Origin of the sequence: Nocardioides sp. GY 10113 (assembly GCF_004919105.1) — a bacterium.
Lineage (GTDB): Bacteria > Actinomycetota > Actinomycetes > Propionibacteriales > Nocardioidaceae > Nocardioides.
Map to the genome: position 1 here is coordinate 126,850 of NZ_STGK01000005.1, position 15,882 is coordinate 142,731.

Here is a 15,882-nt window from a genome sequence, read left to right on the forward strand (position 1 = left end):
AGAGCCTAGCCACACATCGGTGGCGATCGGGGCGGATATCGCGCCGCGTCGTCAGCGGCTGAGTGCCCGCACCAGGTCGGTGGCGGTCGGGCTGGCGTCGATCAGGCCCCCGACGTGCGCGCGGGAGCCCCGCAGCGGGTCGATGGTGGGCACCCGCTGCAGCGACTCCCTGCCGGGCAGGTCGAAGATCACCGAGTCCCAGGATGCGGCGGCGACCTGGTCGGCGTACTTCTCCAGGCACCGGCCACGGAAGTAGGCCCGGGTCTCCTCGGGCGGCTCCGTGATCGCGGCGACCACCTGGTCGTCGCCGAGCAGCCGGCGGATGCGTCCGGCGCCGACGAGGCGGTGGTACAGCCCCTTCTCCGGGCGGATGTCGCTGTACTGCAGGTCGATGAGCTGGAGCTTGGCGTCGTCCCAGTCCAGGCCGTCGCGGGAGCGGTACTGCTCGAGCAGCTTGAGCTTGGCGACCCAGTCGAGCTGGTCGGCCAGCGACATCGGGTCGCGCTCCAGCCGGTCGAGCACCTCCTCCCAGCGGGCGAGCACGTCGGAGGTCTGGGCGTCGACGTCGCTGCCGAAACGGTCCTCCACGAACTTCTTGGCCAGGTCCAGGTACTCCATCTGCAGCTGGACCGCGGTCAACCGGCGACCGTCGGCCAGCGTGACCAGGTGCCGGAGCGAGGCGTCGTGGGAGACCGCACGCAGCGAGGACACGGGGGTGTCGACCGTCAGGTCCCGGTTGATGAACTTGGCCTCGATCATGGCCAGCACCAGCGCGGTGGTGCCGACCTTCAGGTACGTCGAGATCTCGGCCAGGTTGGCGTCGCCGATGATCACGTGGAGCCGTCGGTACTTCTCCGGGTCGGCGTGCGGCTCGTCGCGGGTGTTGATGATCGGTCGCTTGAGCGTCGTCTCCAGGCCGACCTCGACCTCGAAGAAGTCGGCGCGCTGGCTGATCTGGAACCCGGTGCCGCGCCCGTCCTGTCCCCGGCCCACGCGGCCGGCGCCGGTCACCACCTGGCGGCTGACGAAGAACGGGATCAGGTGCCGCACGATGTCCGCGAAGGGAGTCGAGCGGCGCATCAGGTAGTTCTCGTGGGCGCCGTAGGAGGCGCCCTTGTTGTCGGTGTTGTTCTTGTACAGCACGATCGACGGGTTGCCGGGGAGCTGGTGGGCCAGCCGGGCGGCGTCCAGCATGACCGCCTCCCCCGCCTTGTCCCAACGCACCACGTCGAGCGGCGTGACCACCTCGGGGGTCGAGTACTCGGGGTGGGCGTGGTCGACGTACAGGCGAGCACCGTTGGTGAGGATGACGTTGGCCAGCCCCAGGTCCTCGTCCGTGAGCTGCGAGGGGTCGGCCACCTGGCGGGACATGTCGAAGCCGCGGGCGTCGCGCAGCGGCGACTCCTCCTCGAAGTCCCACCGCGCGCGACGGGCGCGGATCGTGGCCGAGGCGTAGGCGTTGACCACCTGGGACGACGCCACCATCGGGTTGGCGCCAGCCTGGCCCTGGACCGCGATGCCGTACTCGACCTCGGTGCCCATCACACGTCGCACGCTCATGCATCGAGCCTACGCGAGGCGTGGGTCACAACGTGGCGATCGGAGGACGCGATCCGAGCGCTCGAGTCGGCCTCGCGCGGGGACCGCCGGAGCACGCGGAACGCAGACGGGCGGCGTGGTTCGGCAACTCCCGAACCACGCCGCCCGGCTCCGCGAGGCGCCCTGGTCAGCGGCTCTTGGCCACCTTGAACGCGATGGCGCCGATGCCGGCCGCGACGAGGACGATCAGGACGAACTTCTTCATGTGAATTCCTCCGGTAGGTGCTGCGAGCCGTCTGCCCGCGGGGCGATTCAATCAGGTCACAGGTACTGGCCGGTGTCCGACACCGTGTCGATCGATCTGCCCGGCTCCGTGCCCTGCTTTCCGGTGACCAGCGTACGGATGAAGACGATGCGCTCGCCCTTCTTGCCCGAGATCCGCGCCCAGTCGTCCGGGTTGGTGGTGTTGGGCAGGTCCTCGTTCTCCTTGAACTCGTCCACGCAGGCCTGCAGCAGGTGGGCGATGCGCAGGCCCTTCTGCTGGCGCTCGATGAAGTCCTTGATCGCCATCTTCTTCGCCCGGTCGACGATGTTCTGGATCATCGCGCCCGAGTTGAAGTCCTTGAAGTACAGGACCTCCTTGTCGCCGTTGGCGTAGGTGACCTCGAGGAACCGGTTCTCCTCCGTCTCGGTGTACATCCGCTCGACGGTGGCCCGGATCATCCCCGCGGCGCAGGCGTCGCGGTCGCCGCCGAACTCCGCGAGGTCGTCGGCGTGCAGCGGCAGGGACGGCGTGAGGTACTTGCTGAAGATGTCGCGCGCCGACTCCGCGTCGGGCCGCTCGATCTTGATCTTCACGTCCAGGCGTCCGGGGCGCAGGATCGCCGGGTCGATCATGTCCTCGCGGTTCGAGGCGCCGATCACGAGCACGTTCTCCAGCGCCTCGACGCCGTCGATCTCGCTCAGCAGCTGCGGCACGATCGTGTTCTCCACGTCGGAGGAGACGCCGGAGCCGCGGGTGCGGAAGAGTGAGTCCATCTCGTCGAAGAAGACGATGACCGGCGTGCCGTTGCTCGCCTTCTCCCGCGCGCGCTGGAACACCAGTCGGATGTGCCGCTCGGTCTCGCCGACGTACTTGTTGAGCAGCTCGGGGCCCTTGATGTTGAGGAAGTAGGACTTCCCCTCGGCTCCGGTGCGGGCCGCCACCTTCTTCGCCAGGCTGTTCGCGACCGCCTTCGCGATCAGGGTCTTGCCGCAGCCCGGCGGGCCGTAGAGCAGGATGCCCTTCGGGGGCTTGAGCTCGTGCTCGTCGAAGAGCTCGGGGTAGAGGTAGGGCAGCTCGACGGCGTCCTGGATCATCTCGATCTGGCCGGCGAGGCCGCCGATCGACTCGTAGGCGATGTCCGGCACCTCCTCGAGGACCAGCTCCTCGACCTCCGACTTGGGCACCCGCTCGTAGACGTAGCCCGAGCGGGAGTCCAGCAGCAGGGAGTCGCCCGCGCGGAGCCGCTCGGTCATCAGCGGCTCGGCCATCCGGACCACGCGCTCCTCGTCGGCGCCGGCGATCACCAGGCAGCGCTCGCGGTCGGCGAGGATCTCCTTGAGCATCACGACCTCGCCGACCGTCTCGTAGTCGAAGGCGGCGACGACGTTGAGCGCCTCGTTGAGCATCACCTCCTGACCGCGGGTGAGCTTGTCCACCTCGACGGCGGGGCTGACGGTGACGCGGAGCTTGCGGCCGCCGGTGAAGACGTCGACGGTGTCGTCGTCGTTGCGCTGGAGGAAGGTGCCGAACCCCGCCGGGGGCTGGGCGAGCCGGTCGACCTCCTCCTTCAGCTTGAGGATCTGGTCGCGGGCGTCGCGCAGGGTGCTGGCGAGCCGCTCGTTCTGGGCGGTGACCGCCGCCAGGGAGCGCTGGGCCTCCGCGAGCCGGGCGTCGAGCGAGCCCGACGCCCCGGACGGCGCGTCGGCCATCCGGCGACGTAGGTCGCGCACCTCGCCCTCGAGGTAGCCGACCTGGTGCGCCAGCTCCTCCCGGCTCATCTGGTCCCGGCCGTGGCCGCCGGTCATGCCTTCACCGATGTTGGACATACGTCCCACCTCCTCAGACACCACGACCCTACTCGGACGGATGTTGCGAGGAAGGACGTCGCCGCGGTCCGCGCGTCACGTTTGTATTGCGGGCGCGCGTTACCGAAGGGAGGCGTCGGGGCCGGGTGACGGTTACTCGCCGGTCACCTTGCCGTCATGCCGCGGTGCCGCTCCGGCCTCACTCGGCGGGCATGTCGGGCACGCCGGCCGGGCGCGGACCGGCGTAGTCCGGCCCGTAGGCGCCCGGCGCCGGGCGACGCTTCTTCATCGGTGCCCGCTCCCCCGGGGCCATCCGCCGCGCGGTGACCAGGAACGCCGTGTGCCCGATCATCTTGTGACCCGGGCGGACCGCCAGCCCCTCGACGTGCCAGTCCCGCACCAGCGACTCCCAGGCCGCCGGCTCGGTGAACCCGCCGTGCACCCGGACCGTCTCGACGAAGCGTGAGAGCTGGGTGGTGGTCGCGACGTAGGCGCACAGGATGCCGCCCGGCAGCAGCGCGTCCGCGGCGGCGTCCAGGCACTCCCACGGCGCGAGCATGTCCAGGATGATCCGGTCGGCGCGCTCGCCGGAGGCGGGCAGCGCCTCGGCCAGGTCGCCCAGCGTGAGGTTCCACGCCGGGTGCGTCTGGCCCTCGGGGGCGCCGAAGAACTGGGCGACGTTGCGACGAGCGACCTCCGCGAACTCCTCGCGGCGCTCGAACGAGGAGACGCGCCCGAAGGGCCCGACCGCGCGCAGCAGCGAGCACGTCAGGGCGCCCGAGCCGACGCCGGCCTCGACCACGTGGGCGCCGGGGAAGATGTCGGCCATCGCCACGATCTGGGCGGCGTCCTTGGGGTATACGACGGCGGCGCCGCGTGGCATCGAGACCACGTACTCCGAGAGAAGGGGGCGGAACACCAGGTACTCCCCGCCGACCGAGGAGGTGACCGTGAAGCCCTCCTCGCGGCCGATCAGCTCGTCGTGCTCCAGGTGACCCTTGTTGGAGAAGAAGCGCTTGCCCGGCACCAGCTCGAAGTTGTGCTTGCGCCCCTTGCCGTCGACCAGGCGCACCCACTCGCCCGCGCGCAGCGGACCGCGGTGCACGCCCGACCAGGCCTCGGCGGCGACGTCGCCGATCGCGGAGGTGGTGCTGCTGGGCTCGGAGCCGGTGCCGTTCGTCACCGGCGAAATCTATCGGGCCGGGCCCGTCGGCCCCTAACCGCCGGAGCGCACCACGCGGACGACGTCGGCGGTGGCCAGCACGCCGCACACCGTGCCGTCGCCCTCCAGCAGCACGTACTCCGAGGCCGGGGTCGACCGGATCGCCTCCACCAGCGCGTCGCCGGTGATCGAGACCGGCAGCGTCAGCCCCTGCTCGAGCGTGCGGGCCACGGTGGAGGTGGCGACCCACGGCCGGCGCTCGGGCGGGACGGCCGTGGCGGCGCGCTCGTCGACCACGCCGATCGGCGTGCCGGCGGCGGAGACCGTGACGATGCTGCCGGCGTGCGCCTCCTGCGCCCGTCGTACCGCCTCGGCGAGGGGGAGGTCCTCGGGGACCGCCATCGTGCGCCGGGCCAGGTCGCGGGCGACGATGCGTCCGAGCTGCTCGCGCACGGTCGCTGCCTGGAGCGCCTGGGAGGCGCCCATCCACAGGAACACCGCGACGATCACCGCCATGAACGGGCTGATCGTGCTGCGCGAGGAGTCCGCGACCTGGGCCTGGAGCAGGGCCCAGACCACGAGCGCGCCGGCGGCGACGCGACCTGCCCAGCCGGCGACGACGGTGCCCGTGCGGGCCTGACCGCTCAGCGCCCAGATCCCTGCCTTGAGCACGCGGCCGCCGTCCAGCGGCAGCGCCGGGACGAGGTTGAGGACACCGATCAGCAGGTTCGTCCAGGCCAGGCCCTCCACGATCAGCAGGGGGATGCCGCCCGGCGTGACGAACCAGAGCGCCAGGGCCGCGCCGCCCACCGCGAGCGACGTGATCGGCCCGACCACCGCGATCCAGAACTCCTGTCGCGGCGTACGGGCCTCGCCGTCGATCGCCGTGGCACCGCCGAGGAAGTGCAGCGTGATCGACTGGACACGGAACCCGAACCTGCGGGCCACCAGCGCGTGCGAGGCCTCGTGCAGCAGGATCGCGCCGTAGAGCACGATCGCGAACAGGACGCCGACCACGTAGGTGAAGATGCCCAGTCCCGGCTGGATCTGCTCCACCCGCGGGGCCATCAGGAACGCGATCAGCCCGGCGACCAGGAACCAGCTCGAGGAGACGAGGACGTCGCTGCCCGCGATCGTCCCGATCCGGAGCATGCCGCGCGGCGTGGGTCGACGCGGCGGGGACGACGGTGATCCGGACACACCACGAGGCTACCGGCGTGGGTCGAGCGCGGTGTCGGAGGTGTCACCTAGCCTCGTTGGCATGGCAGGTGAGCTGGTGGCGGACGGTGCGGTCGATGTGGAGGGGGCGGTGCCGGCCGACTCGGTCGCCGTCGCCGAGGTGGCCGAGGCGTTGGACGTCGTCGGGTCGCTGTCGCCGTCGCGCGCCGGCGACTTCCTGGCCTGCCCGCTGCTCTATCGCTTCCGGACCGTCGACAAGCTCCCCGAGCGCACCTCCCCCGACGCCGCCCGCGGCACGCTGGTGCACAAGGTGCTCGAGGACCTCTTCGACCTCCCGGCCGACGACCGCACCCCGGCCTCCGCCGAGGCGATGCTGGAACCGACCTGGGCCAGCCTCGTGGCGGCCGATCCGGACCTGGCGGACCTCTTCCCCGAGGAGGGCGAGGCGGTCGCCGGGTGGATGGTGAGCTGCCGCGAGGTGCTGGCCCGCTACTTCCGCCTCGAGGACCCGCGCCGCCTGGAGCCGGCCGAGCGCGAGCTCTATCTCGAGACGGTGACCGGCTCGCGCCTGCAGCTGCGCGGCATCATCGATCGCGTCGACGTCGCGCCCGACGGCTCGGTCCGGGTGGTCGACTACAAGACCGGACGCTCGCCGCGCGAGGGCGGGGAGGCGCGGGCCCTGTTCCAGCTGAAGTTCTACGGGCTGCTGCTGTGGCGGCTGCGCGGCGTGGTGCCACGCCGGTTGCAGCTGATGTACCTGGGCAACGGCGAGATCGTGCACTACGAGCCCGACGAGCAGGACCTGCTGGCCACCGAACGCAAGGTGGAGGCGCTGTGGCGGGCGATCGAGCTGGCCCGGACCACCGGCGACTGGCGACCGAGCCGCGGCCCGCTCTGTGCGTGGTGCGACCACCAGGCGCTCTGCCCCGCGTGGGGTGGCACTCCCCCGCCGCTCCCGGAGCCTGCGTCGGCCCTCGACCGGTCGGTCAACGGCTGACCGCGTCGACCAACCCGGCCACGCCCAGGTCGGTCAGGCTCTCGCGGTAGACGTAGCCCGGCTGCGGCGGCACCGGGACGTGGTGGGGCACCACGAGCACCGTGCACCCGGCCGCGGCGGCGGAGGCCGCCCCGGTCGGCGAGTCCTCGATCGCGACGCAGTCGGTCACGGGGACCCCCAGCCGGTCGGCGGCGACCAGGTACGGCTCCGGGTGCGGCTTGCCGCGGTCGACCTGGTCCCCGGTGACGACCACGTCGAACGTCCCCGGCGGCAGGTGCTCCAGGATCGGGTCGACGAACCGCTGGTAGGACATCGTCACCAGCGCGCACGGGATCCCGGCGGCGCGCAGGTGCAGCAGCAGCTCGCGAGCACCGGGGCGCCACGGCACCGAGTGCCGCACCCGCTCCACCACGCCGTCGAGCAGCATCTCGACGACCTCCTCGGGTGACTGCTCGAGGTCCAGCTTCTGCTTGATGTAGCGCCCGGAGACGATCAGCTCGTTGCCGACCAGCTGCATCGCGTCCTCGTGCGTCCACGTGCCGCCGTGGGCCTCGGCGATCTCCTCCTCCGTCGCCATCCAGTACGGCTCGGTGTCGACGACAGTTCCGTCCATGTCCCAGAGCACCGCTGCGAGCTTCACCACCGGATCGTTTCATGGTGCGACGTGGCAGCGCACGACCGCGGGACCGGGGGCACTCGCAGGCCCGCCCCAGTGGCGCGTACCGAGGAGCGATGGGTCGTGCCCCCGAGACCTACCTGTGGGGCGGTCGCTGGCACATGACCGATGTCCCCGAGCGATCGTCAGCGGCCGAGGTGGCGCCAGGCGACGTACTTCTCCACGGCGATCCCGTCGAACGCGGGGTCGGCGGCCAGGGCGAACCGCACCTTGGCCAGCTCGATCCGCATCGCCCGCGAGCCGTCGTCGGAGAAGCTCCACTCCGGGCCGATGTCGTCGGACACCTCGACCGCGATCGGGACACGGAGGCCGTGCTCGGCGGCGGCCGCGAGGGCGGGCTTGGAGAGCGCGACGATGCCGTCGGCGCCGAGGGCGTGGTCGACGAAGGTGATCACGGTGCCGCCGTCGGCGTGCGCGAAGAGGGCGGCGGCGAGGTTGGTGGCGCCCTGGTAGGTCTCGCTGGCGAGCCACCAGGGGACGTCGATGTGCACGGCCGGGCGGTTCGCGACCGCGGCGACCTGCTCGACCATGGTGACGAGCTGGGTCTTCACCGTCTCCCGGTCGGTGGTCCACTCGGGCAGTACCCACGGCTCGACGTCGTAGTTGACGCCGTCGAACGGGATACCCGAGGCGGTGAGGTCCTGCATCCACTGCACGGCCAGCTCGGGGTGGGCGGCCCAGGTGTTGTCGCCGCCGAGCGCGAAGACCTCGATGCCGGCCTCGTGGGCGCGCTCGACGACCTCGTCGAGCCATGCCCGCGTGTTGGTCCACACGCCGTCCTGGAGCGCCCAGGGCGTCGCGACCATGATGGAGGAGAGGCGGTGCCGCGAGGCGAAGCCGATCAGTGTCGCCGGCTCGTAGTCCGCGCTGATGGTGCCGGCCTCGATGTCCGCGGGGCTCTCCCACACGTACATCGTGTCGTTGCGGTCGAGCACGCCCTGGCCGACGCGGTGGCCCCAGCGGTGTCGGTGCTTGTGGTGGTGCGCGCCGACCGATTCGAGGGCGGCGGCGCTGGCCACGGTCCGGGCGTGCTCCTGCGTCGCGTTGGCGGCGGGTGCGCCGGCGACGAGGGTGACGCCCGTGACGACGCCGGCGACCGTGAGTGCGCCGAGGCGGCCGGTGCGGGCGGAGATGCGGCGGTGGTCAGATCCCGAGGTCCCGAGCATGTCCTCCATGGTCCCCCCGGAACACCCTTGTCCGCACATCGGCGCGGCCGAGGCCTCTACCACATCGCCTCGGCCCGCCGACGAGCGGGGTCGGATCTCCGCTCAGTCCTCGGGGTCGTAGCCGAGGTTGGGCGAGAGCCACTTCTCGGCCTCGGCCACCGTCCAGCCCTTGCGCTCGGCGTAGTCCTCGACCTGGTCGCGACCGAGCCGGCCCACCACGAAGTACTGCGCGTCGGGGTGGCTGTAGTAGAGACCCGACACCGAGGCACCGGGCCACATCGCCATGTGGTCGGTGAGCTCGATCCCGGTCGACGCCTGGACGTCGAGGAGCTCCCAGATGGTCCGCTTCTCGGTGTGGTCCGGGCAGGCCGGGTAGCCCGGGGCCGGACGGATGCCGGTGTAGCGCTCGGCGATCAGGTCGTCGTTGGTGAGGTCCTCGCCCGCCGCGTGGCCCCAGAACTCGGTGCGCACCCGCTGGTGCAACCGCTCCGCGAACGCCTCGGCCAGGCGGTCGGCCAGCGACTCCAGCAGGATCGCGGAGTAGTCGTCGAGGTCGTCCTTGAACGCCTGGACGCGCTCCCCCAGCCCGATGCCCGCGGTGACCGCGAACGCTCCCACCCAGTCCCGGCGCCCGGGGTCGGTGCCGACGGGCGCGACGTAGTCGGCCAGCGACCGGTTCGGGATCCCGGACCGGTGCTGCCCCTGCTGGCGCAGCTGGAAGAGCGTCGCCCGCTCCTCGCTGCGCGACTCGTCGGTGTAGACCACCACGTCCTCACCGGTGCTCGCCGCGGGCAGCAGGCCGTAGACGCCCTGGGCGGAGATCCACTGCTCGGCGATGATCCGGTCGAGCATGGCCTGCGCGTCGTCGTACAGCTTGCGGGCCGCCTCGCCGCTGGCCGGGTTGTTGAGGATGTCGGGGAACCTGCCCTTCATCTCCCAGGCGTTGAAGAACGGCTGCCAGTCGATGAACTCACGCAGCTCGGCCAGGTCGTAGTCCTTGAGCACGTGCACGCCGGGCGTCGCCGGCTGCGGCGGTGCGTAGCCGTCCCAGTCGATCGTGCTGCGGTTCGCCGTCGCGTCGGCGAAGGCGAGCTGCGGGCGCTCGGACTTGTTGGCGTGCCGGGCGCGCAGCGCGTCGTAGTCGGCCTGCACGTCGGCCATCAGCGCGGGCCGGCGCTCGTCGGAGAGCAGCGACGCGACGGTCGGCACCGACCGCGAGGCGTCCTTGACCCACACCACGGGGCCGTCGTACTTCTTGTCGATCTTGACGGCGGTGTGGGCCCGCGAGGTGGTGGCGCCGCCGATGATCAGCGGGATCTCCAGCCCGGCGCGCTGCATCTCTGCGGCGAAGCCGACCATCTCGTCGAGGCTCGGCGTGATCAGGCCGGAGAGCCCGATCACGTCGGCGCCGACCTCGGCGGCCTTGTCCAGGATCTTCTGCGCCGGGACCATCACACCGAGGTCGATGACGTCGTAGTTGTTGCACTGCAGCACGACCCCGACGATGTTCTTGCCGATGTCGTGGACATCGCCCTTGACCGTGGCCAGGACGATCGTGCCGTTGCTGTCGTTCTGGGCGGCCAGGGCCGGGTCGGCGGCCTTCTCCTCCTCGATGAAGGGGATCAGGTAGGCCACGGCCTTCTTCATCACCCGGGCCGACTTCACCACCTGCGGGAGGAACATCTTGCCGGCGCCGAACAGGTCGCCGACGACGTTCATGCCGTCCATCAGCGGTCCCTCGATCACCTCGATCGGGCGTCCGCCGCGCTCAGCGATCTGCGCCCGCAGCTCCTCGGTGTCGGCCTCGACGTGGGCGTCGATCCCCTTCACCAGGGCGTGGGTGATCCGCTCGCCGACCGGCAGGCTGCGCCACTGCTCGGCTGCGGCCTCCTCGACCTGACCGCTCCCCCGGTGCTGTTCGGCCAGCTCGAGCAGCCGCTCGGTGGCCGCGAGGGAGTCCCCCGTCCGGTTCAGTACGACGTCCTCGATGGCCTCGCGCAGCTCGGGATCGATCTGGTCGTAGGTGACCAGCGCGCCGGCGTTCACGATGCCCATGTCCAGCCCGGCGGCGATGGCGTGGAAGAGGAAGACCGCGTGGATCGCCTCGCGCACCGGGTTGTTGCCCCGGAAGCTGAAGGAGACGTTGGAGATGCCGCCGGAGACCTTGGCGCCCGGCAGGTTCTGCTTGATCCACCGGGTGGCCTCGATGAAGTCCACCCCGTAGGCGGCGTGCTCCTCGATGCCGGTGCCGACCGCGAAGACGTTCGGGTCGAAGATGATGTCCTCGGCCGGGAAGCCGACCTCGTCGACCAGGATCCGGTAGGCGCGCGCGCAGATCTCCTGGCGGCGCTGCAGGCTGTCGGCCTGGCCGTCCTCGTCGAAGGCCATCACCACGGCGGCGGCGCCGTACTTGCGGCACAGCCGGGCCTGCTCGACGAACTTCTCCTCGCCCTCCTTGAGCGAGATCGAGTTCACGATGGCCTTGCCCTGGACGTTCTTCAGGCCGGCCTCGATCACCTCCCACTTCGAGGAGTCGACCATCACCGGCACCCGCGAGATGTCGGGCTCGGCGGCGATCAGCTTGAGGAAGCGGTCCATCGCCGCGACGCCGTCGATCATGCCCTCGTCCATGTTGACGTCGATGACCTGGGCGCCGTTCTCGACCTGCTGGGCGGCCACCGAGAGCGCGGTGTCGTAGTCCCCAGCCTTGATCAGGTTCCGGAACCGTGCCGAGCCGGTGATGTTGGTCCGCTCGCCGACGTTGACGAAGAGCGAGTCCTCGGTGATCGCGAACGGCTCGAGGCCGGACAGCAGCATGTCGGAGGCGGGGGCCGCGGGGGTGCGCGCGTCCTGGTCGGCCACCGCCGCGGCGATCGCGGCGATGTGCGCGGGCGTGGTGCCGCAGCAGCCGCCGACCAGGTTGACGAAGCCGGCGCTGGCGAACTCCGCGACCACCGCGGCCGTCTGGTCCGGCGTCTCGTCGTACTCGCCGAAGGCGTTGGGCAGGCCCGCGTTCGGGTACGCCGAGACGAAGGTGTCGGCCACCCGCGCCATCTCGGCGATGTAGGGCCGCATCTCCTTGGCGCCGAGCGCGCAGTTGAGGCCGACGGCGAGCGGCCTGGCGTGGCGCACCGAGGCCCAGAACGCCTCCGTGACCTGCCCCGACAGCGTGCGACCGGAGGCGTCGGTGATGGTGCCGGAGATGATCACCGGCCAGCGTCGGCCGGCCTCGGCGAAGAGCGTCTCGACCGCGAAGATCGCCGCCTTGGCGTTGAGGGTGTCGAAGATGGTCTCGATCAGCAGCAGGTCGGCGCCGCCGTCGACCAGGCCCCGCGCGGCCTCGACGTAGGCCGCCACGAGCTGGTCCCAGGAGACGTTGCGTGCCCCCGGGTCGTTGACGTCGGGGCTGATCGAGGCGGTGCGCGTGGTCGGGCCGAGCGCGCCGGCGACGTAGCGCTGGCGGCCGGTCTCGGCCGCGACCGCGTCGGCCGCCCGACGCGCCAGCGCCGCGGAGGCGTGGTTGAGCTCGTAGGCGAGGTCGGCCATGCCGTAGTCGGCGAGCGAGACCGCGTTCGCGTTGAACGTGTTGGTCTCGATGATGTCGGCGCCGGCCTCGAGGTACTCGCGGTGGATGCCGGCGATGATCTGCGGCTGGGTGAGCGTGAGCAGGTCGTTGTTCCCGATCAGGTCGCTCGGCCAGTCGGCGAACCGCTCGCCGCGGTAGCCGGCCTCGTCAGGGCGGTCGCGCTGGATAGCGGTGCCCATGGCACCGTCGATGATGACGATCCGCTCGCGCAGGAGGGCGGTCAGCTCCGCGGTCGCGTCGGGCCGCCAGTCGGCCGGTGCGACGATCGGGTCTGCCATGCCAATTCCTTCCTCGATGGGAAGGCGTCCTTGATCCGTCGTTCGGAGTGCCGAGCGTGGCGGTCGGGCGGGACCCTTCCGTTGCAACGCCTCTCGGCTCCGGAGAAGTCTACGACGGCGCCCTTCGCCGTTCCTCCGCGGTTCCGGATCGTGACCCGTCTAGGCTCGTGAGCGTGATGGAGATCGAGGCGGTGCCCGACCTGGTCCGACCCGTGGTGATCGCGGCTTTCGAGGGGTGGAACGACGCGGCGGAGGCGGCCTCGGCGGTCGTCGACCACCTGATGCGCGTGTGGGACGCCCGCGTGGTCGCGGCGATCGACCCCGAGGACTACTACGACTTCCAGGTGAACCGGCCCAGCGTCGGGCTGGACGACAACGGGTTCCGCAAGCTGACCTGGCCCAGCACCCACATCGCGATCGCCTCCCCGCCGCAGCTGGACCGCGACGTCATCCTGATCCGCGGCATCGAGCCGAACATGCGCTGGCGCGGCTTCACCGCCGAGCTGCTGGCCGCCGTCGACGACCTCGGCGGAGAGCTCGTGGTGACGCTGGGCGCGCTGCTCGCCGACTCCCCGCACACGCGGCCGATCCCGGTGACCGGGACGGCCACCGAGCCGGAGCTGATCGACCGGCTCTCGCTCGAGGAGTCGACCTACGAGGGGCCGACCGGCATCGTCGGGGTCTTCCAGGACGCCTGCGTCCGCCTGGACCTGCCCTCGGTCTCCTACTGGGCCGCGGTGCCGCACTACGTCGCGCAGCCGCCCTGCCCGAAGGCGACGCTGGCGATCCTCGGCCACCTCGAGGAGCTGCTCGGCGTGAGCATCCCGCTCGGCGACCTCCCCGAGGAGGCGCGCGCCTGGGAGCGCGGCGTCGACGAGCTGGCCGGGGACGACGAGGAGATCGCCGACTACGTCCGCTCGCTCGAGGAGTCGCGCGACACCGCGGACCTGCCCGAGGCGTCCGGGGAGGCGATCGCCCGGGAGTTCGAGCGCTACCTCAAGCGCCGCGGTGGCGACCAGTCCGACTGAGCAACGTCGCCGAGTTGGGCCTTGTGGCGCGTCGACGCGCGACTTGTGGCGGTACGGCCGGTCTCGGCCCGCCACACCGCCCAACTCGGCCCGCCACACCGCCCAACTCGGCCCGCCACAAGGCCCAACTCGGCGGGTTGGCGTCAGACGAGGATGCCGAGCGCTGCGTCGAGGACCGGCAGCAGGGTGGCTGCGGCCCCGGCGTCGGAGGTGTCGGCCAGGCCGTCGGTGCCCAGCGTCGCCGCAGCCCAGGCGTCGATCGCCGCGGTGGCCCGCGGGGCGTCGAGGTCGTCGGCCAGCGCGGCGAGGACCTCGGCGACGACCGGCGCGGCCGGGGCGCCGGCCCCGAGCGAGAGCGCGCGGCGCCACGTGGCCAGGTCGTCGACGGCGGTCCAGAGCTGGTCGTCGGTCCACTCCCAGTCGGCGCGGTAGTGGTGGCGCATCAGCGTCAGGCGGATCGCCATCGGGTCCACGTCGCTGTTGCGCAGCGCCGAGACGAAGACGAGGTTGCCGCGCGACTTCGACATCTTCTCGCCGTCGTAGGCGACCATGCCGGCGTGCGAGTAGACCCGGGCGAACGGCTCGCCGGAGGCGGCCTGCACGTGGCCCGCGCACATCTCGTGGTGCGGGAAGACCAGGTCGCTGCCCCCGCCCTGCACGTCGAAGGCGCCGCCGAGGTGCTCGAGAGCGATCGCTGCGCACTCGATGTGCCAGCCGGGACGGCCGGGACCCCACGGGCTCTCCCAGGAGGGCTCCCCGGGTCGCTCGGCCATCCAGACGATCGGGTCCAGGGGATCCTTCTTGCCGGCCCGCTCGGGATCGCCGCCCCGCTCGCCGAAGAACCGGAGCATCGTCTCGCGGTCGTAGTTGGACTCGGTGCCGAACGCCGGGTCCGAGGCGACCGCGTAGTAGACGTCGTCGCCCACCCGGTAGATCGCGCCGGCCGCGTCGAGGCGCTGGATCAGGTCGATCACCAGCGGGATCGACTCCACCGCGCCGACGTACTCGTCCGGCGCCAGGATGCGCAGCGCCTGCATGTCCTGGCGGAACAGCTCGGTCTCGCGCTCGGCCAGCTCCACCCAGTCGACGCTGACCTTCTCGGCCCGCTCCAGCAGCGGGTCGTCGACGTCGGTCACGTTCTGCACGTAGCGGACCGGGTGGCCGGCGCTGCGCCAGGCGCGGTTGAGCAGGTCGAAGGCCAGATAGGTGTTGGCGTGGCCCATGTGGGTCGCGTCGTACGGCGTGATGCCGCAGACGTAGAGGCGGGCGGTGCCGTCCGGGGACGCGACGACACGGCCCCCGGTCGCGGTGTCGTGGAGCGACACCTCCGGCCCGGAGGCCACCGTGGGGATCTCTGGCGAGGTCCATGCGCGCATGGCGTCGATGCTAGTCACCGGGATCGGACGGCGCGGAGACGGGGCCGTCACGACGCGACGCGGGTCGGGGGCGTCCGGCGCGGATCAGAACGGCGGCCAGGGGATCGCCGGCCACCCGCTGCCAGCCGCCGGCAGCGCCCCGAACGCCAGGAGCCGCTCCGCCCGTCGCGCCGCCGCCTCGATCTCGTGGTCGACGAGCAGGTCGGCGAGACGGGCGCCCAGGTCGCCGCGCAGGGCGGACGCCACGGCTCCGACCACCTCGATCTCGGCCGGCGTCAGCTCGGTGCCCGCCCAGCCCCACAGGACGGTGCGGAGCTTCGGCTCGTGGTGGAACGTCAGCCCGTGGTCGACGCCGTACCGGTGTCCATCCGCCATCGCCAGCACGTGGCCACCCTTGCGGTCGGCGTTGTTGGCGAGCACGTCGTAGACCGCCAGCCGGCGCAGCCGCTCGGTGTCCTCGTGCACGAGCGTGATCGGGCGGTCGTGCTCGTCGAGGCCGTCGAACACGGGCAGCCAGCCGTCCGGCACCCGGTCCGCGGGCACCAGCGTGACGGCCTCCTGGGTCTCGTCGACGTGCTGCCACTCCTGGACCATGCCGGGGCCGTGCGGTCCTTCGTCCAGCCACGTGCGGGGCACCAGGTTCCAGCCCGTGCACTCCGAGAGGAGGTACGCCGCGACCTCCCGATCGGCCAGCGTGCCGTCGGGGAAGTCCCACAGCGGCCGCTCCCCCGCGACCGGCTTGTAGACGACCTCGAGGCCGTCCAGGTCGGCCAGGAACGTGGCGTTGGAGGCGGGCAGGATGCGGCCGCGGAGGGTCAGGGCCAT

11 protein-coding genes are annotated in these 15,882 nt (G+C 71.5%); 2 read left to right on the plus strand and 9 right to left on the minus strand.

Annotated elements, in window-relative coordinates:
* Positions 1 to 51: 51 nt before the first annotated feature.
* From dop to E8D34_RS08385, 4 genes are all read right to left on the minus strand, one after another.
* The gene (gene dop / locus E8D34_RS08370) at positions 52 to 1,560 is read right to left on the minus strand and encodes a depupylase/deamidase Dop (RefSeq protein ID WP_136594169.1); all 1,509 of its coding nucleotides are present in this window, start codon (positions 1,558 to 1,560) and stop codon (positions 52 to 54) included.
* Between the two features lie 300 nt (positions 1,561 to 1,860).
* Positions 1,861 to 3,630: a proteasome ATPase gene (gene arc, locus E8D34_RS08375; protein ID WP_240771228.1), complete on the minus strand. Its 1,770-nt coding sequence runs from the start codon at positions 3,628 to 3,630 to the stop codon at positions 1,861 to 1,863.
* 178 nt (positions 3,631 to 3,808) lie between these two features.
* Positions 3,809 to 4,714 (minus strand): tRNA (adenine-N1)-methyltransferase, encoded by a 906-nt coding sequence (locus tag E8D34_RS08380; RefSeq protein WP_136594338.1) that lies wholly within the window; start codon positions 4,712 to 4,714, stop codon positions 3,809 to 3,811.
* 111 nt (positions 4,715 to 4,825) lie between these two features.
* Complete coding sequence (locus tag E8D34_RS08385) at positions 4,826 to 5,971, minus strand: site-2 protease family protein (RefSeq protein WP_240771229.1); 1,146 nt, start codon at positions 5,969 to 5,971, stop codon at positions 4,826 to 4,828.
* 61 nt (positions 5,972 to 6,032) lie between these two features.
* Between E8D34_RS08385 and E8D34_RS08390 the strand changes: the two genes are divergently transcribed.
* Complete coding sequence (locus E8D34_RS08390; protein ID WP_136594171.1) at positions 6,033 to 6,947, plus strand: PD-(D/E)XK nuclease family protein; 915 nt, start codon at positions 6,033 to 6,035, stop codon at positions 6,945 to 6,947.
* Here the strand turns inward: E8D34_RS08390 and E8D34_RS08395 are convergent.
* The 3 genes from E8D34_RS08395 to metH all read right to left on the minus strand — a co-directional run bounded on the left by E8D34_RS08395 (position 6,937) and on the right by metH (position 12,653).
* Entirely contained in the window at positions 6,937 to 7,587 is a 651-nt protein-coding gene (locus E8D34_RS08395; RefSeq protein WP_240771230.1) for an HAD family phosphatase, read from the minus strand. The genes E8D34_RS08390 and E8D34_RS08395 overlap by 11 nt on opposite strands.
* 161 nt (positions 7,588 to 7,748) lie before the next feature.
* Positions 7,749 to 8,789 carry a hypothetical protein gene (locus tag E8D34_RS08400; RefSeq protein WP_136594172.1) on the minus strand — a complete coding sequence of 347 codons (1,041 nt, stop codon included), beginning with the start codon at positions 8,787 to 8,789 and terminating at the stop codon, positions 7,749 to 7,751.
* A gap of 102 nt (positions 8,790 to 8,891) precedes the next feature.
* Positions 8,892 to 12,653 carry a methionine synthase gene (metH, locus tag E8D34_RS08405; protein WP_136594173.1) on the minus strand — a complete coding sequence of 1,254 codons (3,762 nt, stop codon included), beginning with the start codon at positions 12,651 to 12,653 and terminating at the stop codon, positions 8,892 to 8,894.
* Between the two features lie 173 nt (positions 12,654 to 12,826).
* On the opposite strand from metH, the gene E8D34_RS08410 reads away from it, so the two are divergent.
* Entirely contained in the window at positions 12,827 to 13,681 is an 855-nt protein-coding gene (locus E8D34_RS08410) for a PAC2 family protein (protein ID WP_206056624.1), read from the plus strand.
* 143 nt (positions 13,682 to 13,824) lie between these two features.
* Here the strand turns inward: E8D34_RS08410 and mshC are convergent, their stop codons facing one another.
* Positions 13,825 to 15,057, minus strand: a complete 1,233-nt coding sequence (mshC, locus tag E8D34_RS08415; protein WP_136594174.1) for a cysteine--1-D-myo-inosityl 2-amino-2-deoxy-alpha-D-glucopyranoside ligase — start codon at positions 15,055 to 15,057, stop codon at positions 13,825 to 13,827.
* A gap of 84 nt (positions 15,058 to 15,141) precedes the next feature.
* Positions 15,142 to 15,882, minus strand: a complete 741-nt coding sequence (locus tag E8D34_RS08420; protein ID WP_136594175.1) for an SCO1664 family protein — start codon at positions 15,880 to 15,882, stop codon at positions 15,142 to 15,144.